This window comes from Agarivorans sp. OAG1 (genome assembly GCF_037076485.1).
GTDB lineage: Bacteria > Pseudomonadota > Gammaproteobacteria > Enterobacterales > Celerinatantimonadaceae > Agarivorans > Agarivorans albus.
The window spans coordinates 4,671,078-4,688,886 of the sequence record NZ_AP028990.1 but is presented as its reverse complement, the minus strand read 5'-3'; the positions used below and the strand labels follow the sequence as shown (position 1 = coordinate 4,688,886).

Here is a 17,809-nt window from a genome sequence, read left to right as displayed (position 1 = left end):
ATTAGTCTTTTAGTACGCTTTGTAGATATTGATCTTTAGTTTGCCAAGTCTCATCAAGCCAAAGCTTAAAGTGGCGCTTAAATTGTTTATCTTGCAGGTAGTCGCCGCGTAACTCTTGGTTAATTGCTATGGTATCGATTTTCACCACTACCTTATCGAGCTTACCTGATAATAAGGCCTTAAAAGGCGGAAGTGTTTCGGTGGTGCCGGGATAGGCCAAGGTTACATCAATAATCTGGTCAAATTGTTCGCCTAAAGCCGATAAGGTGTAAGCAATACCCAGCGCTTTGGGCGGCAGCAAGTGTTGATAGTTAGAGTGGCTTTGTTGTTGCTTTTGTTGGGTAAAGCGGGTCCCTTCTACAAAGTTAATGACTGTTGTGGGGTTGGTTTTAAACTTCTCACAAGAGCGTTTGGTTGATTCTAAATCTTTACCGCGCTTTTCTGGATGTTTGAGCAAGTACTGGCGTGAGTATCTGCGCATAAAGGGCATGTCTAAAGCCCAGCAGGCTAGACCAACAAAAGGCACATACAAGAGCTGTTGTTTGAGAAAAAACTTAGGCATGGGAATACGTGAGCCAAACAACATGCACAGTAATACGATATCGGCCCAGCTTTGATGATTACAAATCATCAAGTACCAACTTTTTTTGCTGAGCTGGCTATTATCTTCGATCACAAATTCGGTGTTGTTTACCAAGCGAAATATGGCGCGATTCATTTCGCTCCAACACCACATTAAAAAGTTAGTTAGTTTACCCACCCAAGGATAAAGCCCTTTAGGTAACAACAGTTTAATGATGCCACAAACAATGATTAAAGAGCCCACCATGGCGGTATTCATAATGGCTAAACTGGCAGAAAGAATCATTAACAAGGATGCTGGGAAAAAACGTAACATAGTGGTCGATATAGCTCTTTAAACAGCCAAGGGCTGGTAGTTATTGAGATTTAAATCAGCTTAAATTATGGTTGGCGCCATTCTAGCACTTTTTTTGATAAGCGAAACGCCGACCACTGTATAGTATCTGTCAGTTGGCTGCAGTTTAAGGCCGCAAGGGAGAATAAAATGAGCGAATTTAAGTTACATCCTCAACTAGAAAAGGATGGCATTTGGCTGGGTGATTTTGAGTTATCGCGGGTTCTGTTGATTAACGACAGCCAGTTTCCTTGGTTAGTACTGGTGCCAATGCAAAATGATATTGGTGATATATATCAATTAGATAGTTGCCAACAAGCGCAGTTTTGGCGAGAATCTAAGCGCTTAAGTGAAGCGGTAATGGCCCTTTATAAAGGTGATAAACTAAACTTGGCGGCCATTGGTAATATGGTTCCGCAGCTGCATGTGCATCATATTGTGCGTTTTCACAACGATGCTTTGTGGCCACAGCCTATATGGGGCAAGCTTCCTGCCAAACCTTATAGTGAGCAACAAAAACAACAACAAATAGCTCAGTTACAACAGGCTTTACAGCCACATTTTCAAGTTGTTGCTGAGTATTAAAACGGTAATTTAGTCGCAAATTTACAGTAGGAAAAACTATGGACGGTTTTTGGAAGTGGTTATTTATCATCGTGATGGTGATGTTAACCGTAAGGTGTGAAACTAACAGCTCACTCTACGAGGCCGAAGAAAACGGTATTCGATTTGAAGCGCCGCGTTTTTTAGTTACGCCAATTATTTGGTTTGATAAGCAGGTGGGCGAGTCGCCTGAATGGGGTTACAACTCTCCGTTTGCCGATGATTACGAGTTTAAGTTTGCTAAAGCCAGAGAAGAAGAGGCTATTCCCGAGGAATAGCCTGCTTAAACTGGTTTTAGTTGAAGCGGAGGTTTTTGAGGTGAATACTCAAGGCCTCTGCTACGCCAGACAAGTGACTATGTACTTGTTTACCTTGCTCCGCTGCACCGGCGTTAGCTTCGCTGCCATCACGTAGTGTGAGCACATTTTGGTTAATCTCATCACTCGCTAAGCGCTGCTGCTCGGTGGCCACTGCGGTTTGTTGATTACGCTGTTCTAAATTGCCCACCATATTTTCAATTTTTTCAATTTGTAGAATATTTTGTTGAGCTTGCTCAGCCTGCTGCGCCAAACCTTCGGTAGTAGTAACAATTTCGGTTTCTACAGTGAGCGATACTTGCTGCAGTTGCGCAATGGTTTGCATGATCTCTTCAGTAGACTGCTGAGTACGTGAAGCTAAGTTACGCACTTCGTCTGCGACCACTGCAAAACCTCGACCTTGCTCGCCGGCTCGGGCGGCCTCAATGGCAGCGTTTAAGGCCAATAAGTTGGTCTGCTCAGAAATTGCGTTAATCACATCAATCACCGAGCCAATGTTTTGGCTACAATCTCGTAGCTCTGCAACCGCAGGTTTCGCCGAGGCCATTTGCTCCGACAGTGCGCTTAAGCTTTTAACGGTGTTTAGCTGTTGCTTTAAGCTAGTACCTGCTAGCTCCAAGGCTTGCTTAGAGGCTTCAGCCGTCTCTGCACTGTTGTTGGCTACTTCTTCTACCGTGCAGTTCATTTCGGTCATCGCTGAGGCTATTTGGTCTATTTCCGAGAACTGTCTTTGGGTATTACTGTGAGTAGTATGGGTGGCCGAAGCTAGGTCTTTGTTAGCATCTAATAGGCTATCACTTGAGTGTTTTACATCTTGCAGTAAACCTTGTGTTTGCAGACGTAGGCTTTCAAGCTGCTGGCCAATATTAGAGAATTCATTGCGCCCACTCACCTTTATGGCTTGTTGGTAGTTACCTTTGGCTAGGCCTTTAATGGCACTATCTAACTCTTGCATTTGACCGGCTAAGCTGCGGCTAACTAGCCACGCCACTAAACCAAATAAGCCAAAGGCTAATGCTAAACGCAGCAAGGTGTAGAAATAGATACTGTTAAGCTGGGTGTCTATTTGGTCGATATAAACGCCAGTTCCAATTATCCAATTCCAGCCCTTAACTTGTTTAACGTAAGACAGCTTAGCGTGCATGACTTGGGTTTGTGGGTGTAAAAAGTGGTATTGCACCGCGCCTTCGCCCTGTTGTTTTACGGTATCGCGCATGGCTTGCCAATGGGCTAAGCCTTTAGCATCGCGCACTTGAGTCATGTCTTTACCGATGCTGGTGGGGCGAATTGGGTGCATAAGTAATTTAAGATCTAAATCGTTTACCCAAAAGTACTCGTTACCTTGATAGCGTAGCTCGGCTAAGGCGGCTAAAGCCAGTTGTTGGGCTTGTTCGCGACCAAGATGTTGCTCTTGTTGTTGGTAGTGATTGACCAAGCTGGTAGCTAGGTCTAAGTTGCTAGCTAATTGGGTTTGGTAACCTTGATACAGCGTTTCTTTAATTTGCTGGGTATTGTTCCATGCTTGGATGGAAACCACTACTAGTACCAATAGTGAGCTTAATAAGAAGAGCTGTGGAATTCGGATTTTATTGAACATAGTTTTACTTCTCTAATGGAATAAAACTATGTTCAGTTAATATTGAGGTTTTGGGTTTAATTAAGATCAATAATCATTCCGGAAAAAACTCAAAATTAAAGCAATTACTCTAATTTTATCATTTATTCCTGATCTAGCTTATCCCAGGCTTCTTTGTTCATTTGCATTTTTGCCCACCATTCATCGTCGGCTATGATTTGGCCTTCTTCATCAATGTGGGGAATAGGCAAACCTTTGCGTTTACATGCTTTAGCAAAAATAGGGTGACCGCCTTCAAACATGATGCGATTTTGCTCGGTTTTATCAACCATGCTGGGCGCTTGATACATGCCGGCTATTTCACGTTGGCGTTGTGCTTCATATAAGATTAATGCGCTAGCCACTGAAACGTTGAGTGATTGCACCATGCCCACCATGGGAATAATAATGTCTTGGTCGGCAAGAGAAAGCGCTTTATCAGAAATGCCATACTTCTCTTGCCCCATTAAGATGGCGGTAGGTTTGGTGTAGTCTATTTCACGAAAATCCACCGCGCTATCAGATAAGTTGGTGGCTAGAATTTGCATTCCGCTGGTGCGTAATGCTGCTACTGCATCTTCAATATTTTCGTGATTATGTACTTTTACCCAGTTTTGGCTGCCAGTAGCAGTACCACGACGGATCTCATCTTGATAGTTTTCCCACACTGCATGCACGTGGTCTACACCCACGGCATCGCAGGTACGCACAATGGCCGACAAGTTATGAGGTTTGTGCACGTTTTCCATGCACACGGTGAGGTCGGTTTGGCGAGCATCTAACATTGCACGAATGCGTTGATAGCGTTCTGGAGTCATGGCTTTCTCGTTATTTATTTCTTAATCGAACAACACGTAATACTTCTGGCATTACGCGAATTTTTCGCATGATATCGGCAAGATGAATACGGCTATGCGTGGTTACCAATAAGTCTACGGTGTAAACCCGGCCTTCTTTTTCTTCGGTAACAATATTCACGATGTTAGCGCCGGTTGAGGCAACCACACTGGTTAGGCTAGCAAGTATGCCTTGGTGGTTAACCATATCAATGCGCATTTCGGTTTTGTATTCAGCTTCTTCGGCAGCATCTTTAGACCAATCAACATTAATGTAGCGATCGGGTTCTTTTTGGTAGCCGCTAATATTTTTACAGGCTTCCATATGCACCACTAAGCCTTTACCTTGGCTAATGTGGGCAACCACAGGGTCACCCGGTATCGGGCGACAACAGTTAGCGTAAGTAAGTAGTAAGCCTTCGGCGCCTTGAATAGCAATCTTACCTTTGCCTTCTACATTGCTTAGTTCATCGGTATTACCTAATAGGCGGCGTGCCACCACAATGCTCATGGCATTGCCTAAGCCAATTTCGGCTAACAAGTCGTTGAGTGACTCGGCTTTTAAGTCTTTAAGAACTTGTTCTAAAGATTCGGGATTAATCTCGTCTAACTTAACGCTGCCCAAAGCATGATTAAGCAAGCGGCGGCCAAGGTTCACTGATTCTTCACGGCGCTGGTTTTTAAGTAGCTGGCGAATCTTTCCGCGTGCTTTACCGGTCACCACAAAGTTTAACCAAGCGGCATTGGGGCGAGCCCCCGGCGCTGTAATAATCTCTACGGTTTTACCATTGCTAAGTGCTTTACTCAGCGGGAAGGGGTGGCGGTTTACGCGCGCGCCTACACACGCATGGCCTACATCGGTATGCACCGCGTAGGCGAAATCAACTGGAGTAGCTCCAGCGGGAAGTTCAATGATTTTACCCTCTGGGGTAAACACATAAATCTCGTCGGGGAACAGATCAGTTTTTACGTTTTCGATAAATTCGAAAGAAGAGCCAGCGCTTTGCTGTAGCTCTAACAAACTTTGCATCCAGCGTTGAGCGCGAATTTGCGCGGTGGTGCCTGGGCTTTCGCCCGCTTGTTTGTAAGACCAATGTGCCGCTACACCCTTGTCGGCCATTTGGTCCATATGTTCGGTACGAATTTGCACTTCCACAGGAACGCCATGAGGGCCAACTAAAGAAGTATGTAAGCTCTGGTATCCATTTGCTTTAGGAATGGCTACATAGTCTTTAAATCGGCCAGGACGAGGCTTGTAGAGGCTGTGGCTTAAGCCTAGTACTCGATAACAGGTATCAAGGCTGTCTACGATGATGCGAAAGGCGTAAATATCCATAACTTCATGGAATTGCAGCTCTTTGTTTACCATCTTTTTGTAGATGCTATAGAGATTTTTTTCACGACCCGTTACCGAAGCTTGAATGCCCGCCTCTTCTATGCGGCCTTGCAACTCTTGATGAATACCGTTGATTAACTCTTTACGGTTACCACGGGCATTTTTTACCGACTCTTTAAGTACTCGATAACGCATTGGGTATAGGGCTTCAAAGCCAAGCTCTTCCAATTCGTTTTTAATGCTGTGAATACCCAAGCGGTTGGCAATTGGCGCGTAAATCTCTAAGGTTTCGCGGGCAATGCGGCGGCGCTTATCTGGGCGTAACGAACCTAACGTGCGCATATTGTGGGTGCGGTCGGCCAGTTTAATAAGGATAACGCGGATGTCTTGCACCATCGCCATCATCATTTTGCGAAAATTTTCTACCTGGGCTTCTTTTTTGTCGCGAAACTTAATTTTATCTAGCTTGCTCACGCCTTCAACTAAGTCGGCGATTTCGGTGCCAAACTGTTCTTGAAGTTGTTCGTAAGTAACCGGAGTGTCTTCAATAGTATCGTGTAATACAGCGGCTACTAGAGTTTGATTATCTAGCTTGAGCTCGGCAAGAATGCGAGCAACAGCCAGTGGGTGAGTAATATATGGCTCACCGCTAGAGCGGAATTGTCCTTCATGGGCATCTTTACCCAAAATATAAGCATCACGTAATAGGTTTACGTGTTCTTCACTTAGGTAGCTAGAGGCGACTTCACGCAGGCTTTCGAATAAATACAAACATTACCTCATCAGCGGAGGAGCGCAGAAATAGATATGATTGAATTATGGGAGTTTTACCGTGCAGAGTAAACCCAGCACGGTAATTTTATAGACGGGGACGAATTAGATGCGCTTATCGGCGATAGCGGCAACGGCTGCCAATTCGGCTGCCTCACGTTCCTGACGTTCTTGACGGTCTTGAGCATCCATTGTTTCGGTGGTGATCAAACCTTCTTCAATTTCACGCAAAGCGATAACGGTTGGTTTATCGTTATCTTCTTCAACTAGAGGGTCTTTGCCTTCTACTGCGATCTGACGCGCGCGACGTGCGGCGATAAGGACAAGATCAAAGCGGTTGCCGACTTGTTCTACTGCATCTTCTACTGTTACTCGTGCCATGCACAGCTCCGTTGACTAAAAATGACGCAAGATCCTAGCCGATCTTATGAAGATTTACTAGGACTTAGCGAGATTATTTCGATAAAAGTTCATCTAACAAGTCGCGATGTTTGGCAGCTTGCTGACGGGTTTGTAATCTTTGCCCAGTAATAATGGCGGTAAGCTCGCTTAAGGCTTCGTCGAAATTACTGTTAATGATTAGGTAATCGTACTCATTATAATGAGACATTTCACTTTCTGCTTCGTCCATGCGTTTCTTAATAACGTCGGGGCTATCTTGGCCACGCATGTGCAAACGGTTTTCTAATTCTTCGCGACTTGGCGGCAAAATAAATACTGATACCGCTTCTGGCATCATTTGTTTTACTTGGCGAGCGCCTTGCCAGTCAATGTCCAAAAATACATCAATGCCTTCGGCAAGGGTTTTTTCGATGGTGTAGCGAGAGGTGCCGTAAAAGTTGCCAAATACTTCGGCGTATTCAAAAAAGGCTTGTTCGCTAATGAGTTTCTTAAAGTCATCATGGCTAACAAAGTGATAGTGATTACCATCAATTTCACCGGGGCGCGCTGCACGAGTGGTATGGGAAACCGATACTTGAGCTGGATATGCACGATGGCGTGAAAGGTACGCATTAATCATGCTTGATTTGCCAGCGCCGCTGGGCGCAGAGACGATGTATAAAGTGCCGGTGATTGCCATGTTGAATTCTAAGCGAATGTATAAAGGCGCCTAAGGTTACCATTTTGTGGCTTTTTTTAAAGAGTCGGCGCTTGGAATTTATCCCTGTAGTTTAGTTAATCTTGTTGTTTTTGCTCAACTTTGCAATTCAAGCCTGCAGTTTCATGGCAACAATCGTTTTTATTGCTACATTTAACTTATTGTATTGATTCATTTTTGTTTTTATTCAACAGGTTGCTTAGTCGTGGTTATCAACATTAAAGGTGAGTTCGTTTATGGCGGGTAAAATTGATAAAAAGACCTATGAAAAACGCTTAGAAGAATTGCAAACAGAGCTAGTTAAACTGCAGCAATGGGTGGTAGCAAAAGGTCTTAAAGTGGTGGTGATATTTGAGGGGCGCGATGCAGCCGGTAAAGGCGGCGTGATTAAACGGATTGCCGAAAAGCTAAATCCTCGGGTTTGTCGCATTGCTGCGCTGCCAGCACCTAATGAACGAGAAAAAACCCAGTGGTACTTTCAGCGGTATGTGGCGCATTTGCCCGCTGCTGGAGAAATAGTTCTGTTTGACCGCTCTTGGTATAACCGGGCGGGTGTGGAAAAGGTGATGGGCTTTTGTAGTGATGAGCAGCATCAGGATTTTTTACGCGCTTGTCCTGAGTTTGAAAAAATGTTGATCCGCTCTGGCACTATTCTGATTAAATATTGGTTTTCGGTGTCTGACGAAGAGCAGGAAAAGCGCTTTTTAGAACGCATTAATAACCCTCTCAAGCGCTGGAAGTTTAGTCCAATGGATTTAGAGTCACGCTCACGTTGGGTGGCTTATTCACAAGCCAAAGACGAAATGTTTGCTTACACCGATACCAAGCATTCGCCGTGGTGGGTGGTCAATTCCGACAATAAAAAAGCGGCGCGGCTTAATTGCATTAGCCACTTTTTATCGCAGATTGATTATCAAGATCTTGAGCATGAAAAAATCATTTTGCCGGACATTGATAAGAAAGATTATGTGCGCGTGCCGATTAACGAACAAAGTTTTGTGCCCGAGCAATATTAGCACCTAGAACTTTATCGCTATAATAGCGGGCTACTAAGTCCGCTATTAGGTTTGATATTGTGACAAATTGGCAAAGTCTGTTTGCTGAGCAACAGCAGCTTGAATATTATCCTCGTTTAATCGACAAGGTGGCAGAGCAACGCGCTGCTAAGGTGATTTACCCACCAGACGCTCAGGTATTTAGCGCCTTCGACAGTTGCCCGATGGATCAGCTTAAAGTGGTGATTCTTGGTCAAGATCCTTACCACGGAGAAGGCCAAGCCCATGGTTTAAGTTTTAGTGTGCCAGAGGGCGTTAAAATTCCACCGTCGCTGCGCAATATCTACAAAGAACTTGCCACCGACATCGACGGCTTTGTGATTCCAGAGCATGGCAATTTAAGTGCCTGGGCCAAGCAAGGTGTGTTGTTACTAAATACGGTGCTTACCGTTGAGCAAGCAAAAGCTCATTCACATGCAAAATATGGCTGGGAAACCTTTACCGAGGCTGTAATTAGTTACATAAGCCAACATTGTGATGGTGTGGTGTTCTTGTTGTGGGGAGCCCATGCGCAAAAGAAAGGCCAAGTGATTGATGCTAACAAACACCATTTGTTATGTTCGGTACACCCCTCGCCTTTATCTGCCCATCGCGGCTTTTTAGGCTGCCGCCATTTTTCTAAAACTAACCAGCTGCTAGAACAGCAAGGAAAAGCCGCTATTGATTGGCAGCTTTAACTGGCGAGTTGGGTGCGATTGCGGCCTTTATCTTTGGTTAAATAAAGGGCGCTGTCGGCACGATTAAAGGCAACGTTAAAGGCTTCATCTTTATCGACCAGGGTTAAGCCAATGCTCATGCTCAACTTAATGTGTTGTTGCTTGCCCTCAAACGACAGCAAGAAATCTTGTTGGTGGATCAGTTTGCGCAAGCGCTCGGCAAAGTTATAAGCATCTATTTCATGCTGCTGTTCAGAAAGTAAAACAAACTCTTCACCGCCCCAGCGAGCAAACAAATCTTGGCTGCGAATCACCGAGCTTAATTGGCGAGCAAAAAAGCGCAGCACGGCATCACCGTTGTTGTGGCCATAGCTATCGTTAATATGTTTAAAGTGGTCGATATCAAAAACAAATAAGTAGTAGTTATTGTTGCTTATTGGTTTCTCTTCTAGAGCGTCTAATAGACCTCGGCGGTTAAGTACGCCGGTAAGTTGGTCGTTACTGGCGGTGTGTTTGAGTTCGTCTACATCTTTCTCAAGAGTATGAATAGACTGGGTTAAGTTCTTTTTCTGATGCAGCACGTAGCGAATCAACTCGGCAGTAAAATAAACAAGCCACACGGCAATGATAGTGGCATATAAGCTTTCGTTGCTGATCCACTTCCCTTCAGCTTCAACCTTATTCACTGTTATGGTGTATTCGCCATCGGACGAGGTGGAAGGAATATCAAAGGATATTTCTTTAACTCTAGAGAAGTCTAAAGTGAAGTCATCGCGTGATTGGTAATATCGATTTAGCCACCACGCGGGAATAGAGAATTGGTTAAATTGAGCTTTCGCTTCTTGCTCTGCCAGTTCTTGTTTCTCAAAGTAGGTAAACATAAATTTTGCATCAGACAGATCGTGGCCGCTGGTTGCTTCGGTGCTGCGCATAAAGAAGCGTAGTTCGCTAGAAGGACCTTCGAAATCTGCGTCCACCACCAATTGTTTATAGTCACTTAAATCTATGTTTTCTAAGGACGCGTATTTGTCTGAGGTACCCGCGTCAGTTGGCTTGTGGAATTTGATGCTTATACCACAATACTTTGCCGGCAAATGGCTGCTTTCTAGGTTACAGACAAACTTTTGGTTGCTGGTTAGCCAATATGCACTAGAGTTGCCGCCTTGTCCTTTATCGGAGTACAAATCCACTAGCATGTTTTCACTGGGGTAGATCTGAAGGCGCTTGGCAGGTATCCATTGGGCAGCCACAAGCACTAGCACGGTAAGGGCTAAAAGAAAATTGCGCAGCCAAGTCCAAGAAGATGAATATCGTTCCATTTATACCTGTGAAAGGTGAGTAAATACTTTTGTTTCTTGCTAAAAATATAGCCTGCTTGGAGACAAATAAATGTGAGCTATTTGGGCATCTTTACTTTTGTCTTATGTTTTTTTGCTAATTTTAGGCTCGGGCTTTGGTTGATTTACTGTTCGGTGTATAACAAGCAAAAACTTAAGAGGCAGCAATGGCAAAAGCACAGGCACGCGCTCAACACATTATTGTTAGTTCAGAAAAAAAAGCCTTGGAAATACTAGAAAAGCTTAATAAAGGCTCTAGCTTTGAGGCTATGGCGTTACGTTTTTCGTCATGCCCTTCTGCTAAGCAAGGTGGCGATTTAGGCGAATTTGCCAAAGGTGATATGGTAAAAAGCTTTGATAAAGCAGTGTTCTCTGGACCCTTAAACGAAGTAATAGGGCCAGTTAAAACACAGTTTGGTTTTCATTTAATTAAAGTGAATGAGCGCTGGAGCTAAAACCTTGCAACAGCCCTATCAGCGCTTACTTTATAGTGCCTGAACACTTGAGCTTATTTGCTGGCCAAGATCTTCTAACTTAAATGTGCCCTTCTCGCTAAGGTTTACCGCTGGCCACAAGCTTCCAATGTCCAGTTTTACATCTACCTGATAATCTAGCTCAGGGCTTTTTAAGGCGACAAACGAGCTTAACAGGCGGAAGGTAGCAATTAAGTTGGCTTGGGCTGGCAAGGTAAAGTTGGCCTCGCCATAACCGGGCACTTCGGGTAAATCGCTGGTGGCTCCAGTGACGATTTCGTGGCCGTTGAGTGACAAGGTATATACCGCCCCAGCTAGGCTGAGCGCTTGTTTATTGGGGTTAACCACCCGTAAATTAATATCGAAGCTCGGTGTCATGCTGTCACCTGCTGTTGGCACTACCGATACCAAGTTTACTTTAGGTGGGTCGCTAGGAACCATGCTGCTACAGGCGATAAGCCATAAACTGGCAGATAGAATTAAGGTTTTAATAAGTGCTTGGCGCATGATGAGAAACCTAAGAGAAAGAAACTACAGCTAGTTAAGCACAATCTGTTTGGCTTTGCATTGTTATACCAATCGTACCAAGCAACTGCTCATTTTATCTGGTTAAAATGCTCGATAACTGCGCTGGGATTTTTGATTGTAGAATAACTACTTATCGAAAAATTCTGCCTTATTCTCGAGTATTTTTGCTGCGTTATTTCTGAACACTTTCTTAGTGTTATTGGTATTAGAAAAATGAACAAGCCAGCAGAGCGCTGGCTTGTGAAACGAATACTCTAAGTATTGCTTGGTTCTACGGCTTCCACCCAAAAGGTGCCTACTTCGGCGCGAATCACTTCTACTTCGCTACCTGCAGCAATGGTTTGCTCACTTTTTAAGGTCCAGCTAATGCCAGAGTGCTTATAGCTGCTTAAACCACGTTTATCGATGTCTTGTTCGCAAAAAAAACGGTGACCATCAAAGTCGCTGCTTACTTGTTTGTTATCAGCACTATTTTGTAGCTTACGCATCGGCTTCCACAATACACCGGCCAGTAAGCTGCTCATAACGGCATTGGCTAACAAAATACTATTCCAAGTTTCTGGGAGCACATTTAACCATACCAATGAGCCAGTAATGACTAAGGACAAGCCAATAAAAAACAAGATGAAGGTGGCAAAACCGATGATCACCACTTCAATGGCAAGCAAGATGATGCCGGAGGCAATCATTAACTGAGGAATGTGGTTAGCAAACAGTTCTGCCATAGGGCTAGCCTCTATTTAGGGTATTTAAAATGGTGGTGGCTTGAGCAACTAAAGAGCCTGCTTCAGTGCTGCTGTCGGGTAACAATACCACACTCGATTCTTTGGCAATGGCGTGTTTAGCTTCAATCGCTTTAGTCGCAAGATCTAGCTGAACCGCTTTTTGGCCTTCTGGTGTTGCGGCTGATTGACCAACCGTGGTTAAGGCTTGAGCTTGCGCATCGGCAACCGCAATAATCGCTTCTGCTTCACCTTCTGCACTTAGTACTTGCTCACGCTTTTCTGCTTCTGCTTGTAATACACGGGCTTGTTTTTCACCTTCAGCAATGTTGATTGCGGCAGCTTTTTCACCCTCAGACTCTAGGATTTTAGCGCGACGTTCACGTTCGGCGCGCATTTGCGATTCCATCGAATCCATAATTGAAGCCGGCGGAGTAATATCTTTAATTTCATAACGCAACACTGCAACTCCCCAAGAGGCAGAGGCTTCGTTAATTTGAGTAACAATTTTGGCGTTAAGCGCATCACGCTCTTCGAAGGTTTTATCGAGCTCAATTTTACCAATTTCAGAACGCATAGTGGTTTGCGCTAATTGAGTTACCGCAAATACATAATCTTCTACACCGTAAGTGGCTTTGTATGGGTCGAGTACTCGAAAGTACAACACGCCATCTACCGACAAGGAAATGTTGTCTTTGGTGATAGCCGCTTGGCTTGGTACGTCAAAGGCTTGTTCTTTTAAAGAACGGCGCGCCGATACTTGGTCAATCATAGGAATTAGGAAATTTAAGCCCGCTTCTTTGGTTGATTGGTATTTACCAAAGCGCTCAATAACCCAAGCCTCATTTTGTGGCACAAACTTGATGGAAGATTTAAGTACAAATAGCGCAAAAATTAACAGCGCAACTTGCACGGTGAGAAGATAATCAAAAATCATAGGCATAATACTTTCCTTACCAGTTAAAAACGAAGTTGTATCGCGAATATACCGTTACGCTGCGAAGCTTATATGTCACCCATATCTATTTGTTGGGGACGTTTTATTTAGCAGCAAGGTAATCATAAAAAGCCTTGAGAATACAGCGCTTTTTGACAGATAAGTGATTACCGTTGGGTCGGCTTACAGAAAACCTTATTAATCTGCTTTAGCCCTATTTAAATGCTGGCTTAAGGCTTGATCCCAATACGGGTTTAAGCCAAAACGTTGGGCTAAAAAATCTATCATTACGCGGCTACGGTGTGGCAAATAGCGGGTATTGGGGTAAACCGCCCAAGCGTGCAAAGCGGGTAATTTATACTCGGGCAGCACTATTTCTAGCTCTCCTTTTGCGATGGCTTGCCAAGCAATAAAACTCGGAGTGTGGGCAATGCCGTGCCCGGCAATGGCTAAGTCTTGTAAAAAATCACCATTGTTGGCGCTAATATGCGGTTGATAAGCCACTTGATGAACTTTCCCCTTGTTATCACTTAATTGCCAACTGGCAGCGCCGCGTAAGCTGTAATGCAGCACTTGGTGTTGGCTTAGTTGTTCAGGCTTGGTGGGACGGCCATGTTTGGCAAGGTAGGCCGGAGAGGCAACTAAGGCAAAATTGATAGGGGTGATTTTTTTTGCCTTAAGGCTGGAGTCTTTTAGCTCAGCAATGCGCAGTGCTAAATCGATGCCTTCGGCCACCAAATTATGTTGGCTGTCAGCCAAGCTTACCTTAAGTTTTAGTTGAGGATGCAGCTGCATAAATGCATCAAAAGCGCTGCTTAGGTGAGCCTGACCAAAGGATAAGGGCACTGCAATATGTAAGCTGCCAGTTAAGGTTTGCTCTTGGCAGCTAGCGGCTTGGTTTAGCTGATCAACCTCATCAATAATACCTAGACTTCGTTGATAAAACTGTTGGCCAGCGTCGCTTAAACTTAGGCGACGCGTGGTGCGCTGCATTAGGCTGCTGCCTAGGCGTTTTTCTAAGGCACTTAAACGCCGGCTCACCACCGATTTAGCGACTCCTAACTGTTCCGCCGCACGGCTAATGCTGCCTGCCTCGACCACCCGCACAAAAATCTGCATTTCTTCGAGCTGTCCCATTGCCATATTCCATGTTCGCTAGTGATTATTGTTGCCATTATAGGAACAATTATTTGCCAAGCGCACGGTTTATCGTTCTTCATAACAACATTAATCTGTTGTTAAGCAAATGGCCTTGAGCCAAAAAACACATGGAGAACATGACAATGAATTTACTACAACAACTAAGCCAGCCTACAGCACGGGTATTTTTAGCGTTGATTTTTATTCTTTCTGGTTACGGAAAAATTGCAGCTTACGCTGGCACCCAAGGTTATATGGAAGCCATGGGAGTACCGGGTGCATTGTTACCTTTGGTTATTGCCTTAGAGCTGCTAGGGGGCTTGGCAATATTACTAGGCTGGAAAACTCGCCCAGTGGCGTTTTTGCTAGCAGGCTTTAGTTTGCTGTCGGGTTTGTTGTTTCACTTCAACCCTGGCGATCAAATGCAAATGATTATGCTGATGAAAAACATTGCCATAGCTGGTGGGTTCTTATTATTGGTTGCCCATGGTGGTGGCGCATATTCACTCGATAAACGCAGCGCATAGGAGCAAACATGACTAGCTTAAAACAGTTACAACAAGTGGTGGCTGGCCAAGCCACCAGCGATGGAGCAGGAGTAAAGCTCACCCGGATGTTAGGCAATAGTCAGTTACGTCATCTAGACCCATTCTTGATGTTAGATTGCTTTGAGTCAGACAAACCCGATGATTATTTAGCGGGTTTTCCGGAGCATCCGCATCGTGGTTTTCAAACGGTTACTTATATTCTTAATGGCCGGATGCGTCATAAAGACAATGCTGGCCACGAAAGCGTAATCGAAGCGGGTGGCGTGCAATGGATGAATGCTGGGCGCGGAGTGATTCACTCAGAAATGCCCGAGCAACAAGATGGCCTGCTGAAAGGTTTTCAACTGTGGGTGAACTTAGCCGCAGAGCACAAAATGTCGGCGCCAGATTATCAAGAGCTGAGCGCCGAGCAAATACCATTGAGCCAAGATGAGCAAGGCAACGTAATAAGAGTAGTTGCCGGAGAGCTGGCTAACGGAACGGTTGGCGCGGTGCAAACTAGCCACACTGCAGCTAGCTTTTTAGATATTAGTTTGGTGGCAGGGGCAAAGGTTAATCTAGATTTACCTTCTCATCATCAAGGTTTTGTTTACGTGATTGAGGGGGAAGTAACGGTTGCCGATAACCCGCAGGCTATTACTGCTTATCACTTGGGCGTGCTTAGTGAAGGTGAACAACTGTTGTTACAAAGCCAGCATGCTAGCCGCGTATTAGTTGTAACGGGAGAGCCGCTTAACGAGCCAATTGCTTGGGGTGGCCCCTTTGTTATGAATACTCGAGAGCAAGTATTACAAGCATTTGACGATTTTCAGAATAATAAATTTTAGGAGCGCAACCGTGGGATTATTAGTTGATGGAAAATGGCAAGACAAGTGGTACGACACTAAGCAAAGCAAAGGCCGTTTTGTGCGTAGCGAATCGCAGTTTCGTAATTGGGTAACTGCCGACGGTAGCGCCGGACCAACTGGCAAAGCTGGGTTTAAAGCCGAGTCTGGGCGCTATCACCTTTATGTTTCCCATGCTTGCCCTTGGGCCAACCGCACCATGATATTTCGCAAGCTTAAAGGCTTGGAAGAGATGATTGATTACTCGGTGGTGCATTGGTTTATGGGCGAACACGGCTGGACATTCGCGCCTGGCGAAGGTGTGGTTGCCGATCCGATTAACAGCGCCGAGCTGTTACATCAAGTGTATACCGCTGCTGATGCTAACTACTCAGGTCGAGTGACGGTGCCAATTTTATGGGACAAGCAACAGCAGACCATAGTGTCTAACGAGTCTGCCGATATCATCCGTATGTTCAACTCAGCTTTTGATGATCTAGGAGCTAAGCAAGGCGACTACTACCCAGAAGCGCTGCGCGAAGAGATTGATGCTCTTAATCAGCGTATTTACGACACCGTTAACAATGGCGTGTATAAAGCGGGCTTTGCAACTAGCCAAGAAGCCTACGAAGAAGCCGTATTTCCTTTGTTTGAGAGCTTAGATTTTTTAGAGCAAACTTTGTCAAACAATCGCTATTTATTGGGCGAACAACTCACCGAGGCAGATTGGCGCTTATTCACCACCTTGATTCGTTTTGATGCGGTGTATGTGGGGCATTTTAAATGCAACTTAAAGCGAATAGTTGATTACCCAAATATTGATGGCTACATGCGCGAGCTTTATCAAATTGAAGGGGTTGCAGATACCATTCATTTTGACCATATCAAGCGGCACTACTATGAAAGCCACAGTACGATTAACCCCACTGGAGTGGTGCCTGTTGGTCCTATCTTACAATTAGACAAGCCTCATAATCGTGGCTAAGTTGAGCAAGTTCTAGTGAATAGTCAGTGCCTTAAAAGGGCATTGACTATACTTAGCCAAAGCGTTTACGAATGAGACAGTTGGTGAGCATTTTAGGTCGATTTTTCTGTGTGTTTTTGTTGCTGCTAGCGCCCGCTGGGGCTCTCGCCAAGCAAAAGATTCTGGTGATAGAAAGTTATCACCAAGAATATGCATGGGATAAAAGTTACATAGAAGGCTTAGAGTCGGTACTTGGCGAACATTATCAACTCACTTATTTTCAAATGGATACTAAGCGGCTTCCGGTTACCCGTCACCGCAGTCGTGGCGAGTTAGCTTGGCAGCGCTACTTAGATGTAAAACCCGATCTAGTTATTTTAGGTGACGATAATGCGCTAAAGTACCTCGGTTCGCGGTTTGCCAAAACCTTGGTGCCGGTGGTGTATTTAGGCATTAATAATAATCCTCGCCGTTATCACGTTCATCAGCGGCACAATATTACCGGTGTTTTAGAGCGACCCTTAATCAAGCGCTCAATCTCTAGCATTAAGCCGTTATTTCCGAATGACTTAAATCGCATGCTTATTCTGTTTGATGACGGCACCACCGCTAAAACGGTACTGCAGGAGATGTTTGGCGGCGATACGCAATTGCGAGTGTCTGGAGTTGATGTAGAGTTGCGATTAATTAGCCGTTGGGACACATGGCAGCAAGCGGTTATTACTGCAAAAGATGAAGGCTTTGATGCAATAGCCTTTGGCCTTTATCACACCTTGAGAGACGAGCGAAACAAATATGTAGATGCAAATGAAGTATTGAAGTGGTCGTCGCAGCATACACCGCTGCCTCCTTTCGGCTTTTGGGATTTTGCCGTGGGCAAAGATAAAACCATTGGCGGCTTAGTACTGTTTGGTTACGAGCAAGGACGCATTGCCGGCGAGTTGGCCCATACAATATTAACGACCGATGTAGAGCCACACACCCTTGGGCCTAAAACCGCTGAAAAAGGCCGGTATTTGTTTAGCCGCAGCGAGTTAGAGCGCCATCAAATGACCTTACCGAGAAAAATGGCCAATAAAGCCAACTTTGTTGAATAAGCCCGTTGCTTCACAATTAGTTTAGCTATTGGAAT

At 44.8% G+C, this 17,809-nt stretch carries 20 protein-coding genes; 9 read left to right on the top strand and 11 right to left on the bottom strand.

Annotated features, from left to right (window positions below):
- Position 1: 1 nt before the first annotated feature.
- Positions 2–898 carry an acyltransferase gene (locus OAG1_RS21295; protein ID WP_338622785.1) on the bottom strand — a complete coding sequence of 299 codons (897 nt, stop codon included), beginning with the start codon at positions 896–898 and terminating at the stop codon, positions 2–4.
- A gap of 168 nt (positions 899–1,066) precedes the next feature.
- Between OAG1_RS21295 and OAG1_RS21290 the strand changes: the two genes are divergently transcribed.
- Positions 1,067–1,501 carry an HIT domain-containing protein gene (locus tag OAG1_RS21290; protein WP_016400218.1) on the top strand — a complete coding sequence of 145 codons (435 nt, stop codon included), beginning with the start codon at positions 1,067–1,069 and terminating at the stop codon, positions 1,499–1,501.
- A 38-nt stretch (positions 1,502–1,539) separates the two neighbouring features.
- Positions 1,540–1,797, top strand: a complete 258-nt coding sequence (locus tag OAG1_RS21285) for a hypothetical protein (RefSeq protein WP_016400217.1) — start codon at positions 1,540–1,542, stop codon at positions 1,795–1,797.
- Positions 1,798–1,813: 16 nt separating this feature from the next.
- On the opposite strand, the gene OAG1_RS21280 is transcribed toward OAG1_RS21285, so the two are convergent.
- The 5 genes from OAG1_RS21280 to gmk all read right to left on the bottom strand — a co-directional run bounded on the left by OAG1_RS21280 (position 1,814) and on the right by gmk (position 7,475).
- The gene (locus OAG1_RS21280; protein ID WP_338622781.1) at positions 1,814–3,433 is read right to left on the bottom strand and encodes a methyl-accepting chemotaxis protein; all 1,620 of its coding nucleotides are present in this window, start codon (positions 3,431–3,433) and stop codon (positions 1,814–1,816) included.
- Between the two features lie 122 nt (positions 3,434–3,555).
- Positions 3,556–4,269: a tRNA (guanosine(18)-2'-O)-methyltransferase TrmH gene (gene trmH / locus OAG1_RS21275; RefSeq protein WP_016400215.1), complete on the bottom strand. Its 714-nt coding sequence runs from the start codon at positions 4,267–4,269 to the stop codon at positions 3,556–3,558.
- 10 nt (positions 4,270–4,279) lie between these two features.
- Complete coding sequence (gene spoT, locus OAG1_RS21270) at positions 4,280–6,394, bottom strand: bifunctional GTP diphosphokinase/guanosine-3',5'-bis pyrophosphate 3'-pyrophosphohydrolase (RefSeq protein WP_016400214.1); 2,115 nt, start codon at positions 6,392–6,394, stop codon at positions 4,280–4,282.
- 105 nt (positions 6,395–6,499) lie between these two features.
- On the bottom strand, positions 6,500–6,775 hold the full coding sequence (rpoZ, locus tag OAG1_RS21265; RefSeq protein WP_016400213.1) for a DNA-directed RNA polymerase subunit omega: 276 nt from the start codon (positions 6,773–6,775) through the stop codon (positions 6,500–6,502).
- A gap of 73 nt (positions 6,776–6,848) precedes the next feature.
- Complete coding sequence (gene gmk, locus OAG1_RS21260) at positions 6,849–7,475, bottom strand: guanylate kinase (protein ID WP_016400212.1); 627 nt, start codon at positions 7,473–7,475, stop codon at positions 6,849–6,851.
- A gap of 254 nt (positions 7,476–7,729) precedes the next feature.
- Here gmk and ppk2 point away from each other — a divergent pair, with 254 nt between their 5' ends.
- Together ppk2 and ung are read left to right on the top strand one after the other, a co-directional pair.
- Positions 7,730–8,509, top strand: a complete 780-nt coding sequence (gene ppk2, locus OAG1_RS21255; protein WP_016400211.1) for a polyphosphate kinase 2 — start codon at positions 7,730–7,732, stop codon at positions 8,507–8,509.
- 59 nt (positions 8,510–8,568) lie between these two features.
- Positions 8,569–9,225 (top strand): uracil-DNA glycosylase, encoded by a 657-nt coding sequence (gene ung, locus OAG1_RS21250; protein ID WP_338622776.1) that lies wholly within the window; start codon positions 8,569–8,571, stop codon positions 9,223–9,225.
- Here the strand turns inward: ung and OAG1_RS21245 are convergent.
- The gene (locus OAG1_RS21245) at positions 9,222–10,523 is read right to left on the bottom strand and encodes a GGDEF domain-containing protein (RefSeq protein ID WP_338622774.1); all 1,302 of its coding nucleotides are present in this window, start codon (positions 10,521–10,523) and stop codon (positions 9,222–9,224) included. The two genes, ung and OAG1_RS21245, sit on opposite strands and share 4 nt — an antisense overlap.
- 185 nt (positions 10,524–10,708) lie before the next feature.
- On the opposite strand from OAG1_RS21245, the gene OAG1_RS21240 reads away from it, so the two are divergent.
- The gene (locus OAG1_RS21240) at positions 10,709–10,996 is read left to right on the top strand and encodes a peptidylprolyl isomerase (protein ID WP_016400208.1); all 288 of its coding nucleotides are present in this window, start codon (positions 10,709–10,711) and stop codon (positions 10,994–10,996) included.
- 30 nt (positions 10,997–11,026) lie between these two features.
- Here OAG1_RS21240 and OAG1_RS21235 read toward each other — a convergent pair whose 3' ends face one another.
- The 4 genes from OAG1_RS21235 to OAG1_RS21220 form a co-directional block, all read right to left on the bottom strand.
- A complete protein-coding gene (locus OAG1_RS21235) occupies positions 11,027–11,521 on the bottom strand; it encodes an LEA type 2 family protein (protein ID WP_338622771.1) in 495 nt (164 codons plus the stop codon).
- A 275-nt stretch (positions 11,522–11,796) separates the two neighbouring features.
- Positions 11,797–12,267 carry an NfeD family protein gene (locus OAG1_RS21230; RefSeq protein WP_016400205.1) on the bottom strand — a complete coding sequence of 157 codons (471 nt, stop codon included), beginning with the start codon at positions 12,265–12,267 and terminating at the stop codon, positions 11,797–11,799.
- 4 nt (positions 12,268–12,271) lie between these two features.
- Positions 12,272–13,207, bottom strand: coding sequence for a slipin family protein (locus OAG1_RS21225; protein WP_016400204.1), 936 nt, complete (start codon positions 13,205–13,207; stop codon positions 12,272–12,274).
- Between the two features lie 192 nt (positions 13,208–13,399).
- Entirely contained in the window at positions 13,400–14,338 is a 939-nt protein-coding gene (locus OAG1_RS21220) for a LysR family transcriptional regulator (protein ID WP_338622766.1), read from the bottom strand.
- A gap of 140 nt (positions 14,339–14,478) precedes the next feature.
- On the opposite strand from OAG1_RS21220, the gene OAG1_RS21215 reads away from it, so the two are divergent.
- From OAG1_RS21215 to OAG1_RS21200, 4 genes are all read left to right on the top strand, one after another.
- Positions 14,479–14,868, top strand: a complete 390-nt coding sequence (locus tag OAG1_RS21215) for a DoxX family protein (RefSeq protein ID WP_338622764.1) — start codon at positions 14,479–14,481, stop codon at positions 14,866–14,868.
- 8 nt (positions 14,869–14,876) lie between these two features.
- On the top strand, positions 14,877–15,716 hold the full coding sequence (locus tag OAG1_RS21210; protein WP_016400201.1) for a pirin family protein: 840 nt from the start codon (positions 14,877–14,879) through the stop codon (positions 15,714–15,716).
- A gap of 10 nt (positions 15,717–15,726) precedes the next feature.
- The gene (locus tag OAG1_RS21205) at positions 15,727–16,698 is read left to right on the top strand and encodes a glutathione S-transferase family protein (protein ID WP_338622761.1); all 972 of its coding nucleotides are present in this window, start codon (positions 15,727–15,729) and stop codon (positions 16,696–16,698) included.
- A gap of 71 nt (positions 16,699–16,769) precedes the next feature.
- Positions 16,770–17,774 carry a sugar ABC transporter gene (locus OAG1_RS21200; RefSeq protein ID WP_152785157.1) on the top strand — a complete coding sequence of 335 codons (1,005 nt, stop codon included), beginning with the start codon at positions 16,770–16,772 and terminating at the stop codon, positions 17,772–17,774.
- Positions 17,775–17,809: the final 35 nt, after the last annotated feature.

Bases quoted from the DNA above. Each gene is read 5' to 3' on its own strand.
- OAG1_RS21295 (WP_338622785.1), bottom strand. From the start codon at position 898: ATGTTACGTTTTTTCCCAGCATCCTTGTTAATGATTCTTTCTGCCAGT.
- OAG1_RS21210 (WP_016400201.1), top strand. From the start codon at position 14,877: ATGACTAGCTTAAAACAGTTACAACAAGTGGTGGCTGGCCAAGCCACC.
- OAG1_RS21285 (WP_016400217.1), top strand. From the start codon at position 1,540: ATGGACGGTTTTTGGAAGTGGTTATTTATCATCGTGATGGTGATGTTA.
- OAG1_RS21240 (WP_016400208.1), top strand. From the start codon at position 10,709: ATGGCAAAAGCACAGGCACGCGCTCAACACATTATTGTTAGTTCAGAA.
- gmk (WP_016400212.1), bottom strand. From the start codon at position 7,475: ATGGCAATCACCGGCACTTTATACATCGTCTCTGCGCCCAGCGGCGCT.
- OAG1_RS21230 (WP_016400205.1), bottom strand. From the start codon at position 12,267: ATGGCAGAACTGTTTGCTAACCACATTCCTCAGTTAATGATTGCCTCC.
- rpoZ (WP_016400213.1), bottom strand. From the start codon at position 6,775: ATGGCACGAGTAACAGTAGAAGATGCAGTAGAACAAGTCGGCAACCGC.
- OAG1_RS21215 (WP_338622764.1), top strand. From the start codon at position 14,479: ATGACAATGAATTTACTACAACAACTAAGCCAGCCTACAGCACGGGTA.
- OAG1_RS21235 (WP_338622771.1), bottom strand. From the start codon at position 11,521: ATGCGCCAAGCACTTATTAAAACCTTAATTCTATCTGCCAGTTTATGG.
- OAG1_RS21200 (WP_152785157.1), top strand. From the start codon at position 16,770: ATGAGACAGTTGGTGAGCATTTTAGGTCGATTTTTCTGTGTGTTTTTG.
- OAG1_RS21220 (WP_338622766.1), bottom strand. From the start codon at position 14,338: ATGGGACAGCTCGAAGAAATGCAGATTTTTGTGCGGGTGGTCGAGGCA.
- OAG1_RS21245 (WP_338622774.1), bottom strand. From the start codon at position 10,523: ATGGAACGATATTCATCTTCTTGGACTTGGCTGCGCAATTTTCTTTTA.
- ppk2 (WP_016400211.1), top strand. From the start codon at position 7,730: ATGGCGGGTAAAATTGATAAAAAGACCTATGAAAAACGCTTAGAAGAA.
- trmH (WP_016400215.1), bottom strand. From the start codon at position 4,269: ATGACTCCAGAACGCTATCAACGCATTCGTGCAATGTTAGATGCTCGC.
- OAG1_RS21290 (WP_016400218.1), top strand. From the start codon at position 1,067: ATGAGCGAATTTAAGTTACATCCTCAACTAGAAAAGGATGGCATTTGG.
- OAG1_RS21280 (WP_338622781.1), bottom strand. From the start codon at position 3,433: ATGTTCAATAAAATCCGAATTCCACAGCTCTTCTTATTAAGCTCACTA.
- OAG1_RS21225 (WP_016400204.1), bottom strand. From the start codon at position 13,207: ATGCCTATGATTTTTGATTATCTTCTCACCGTGCAAGTTGCGCTGTTA.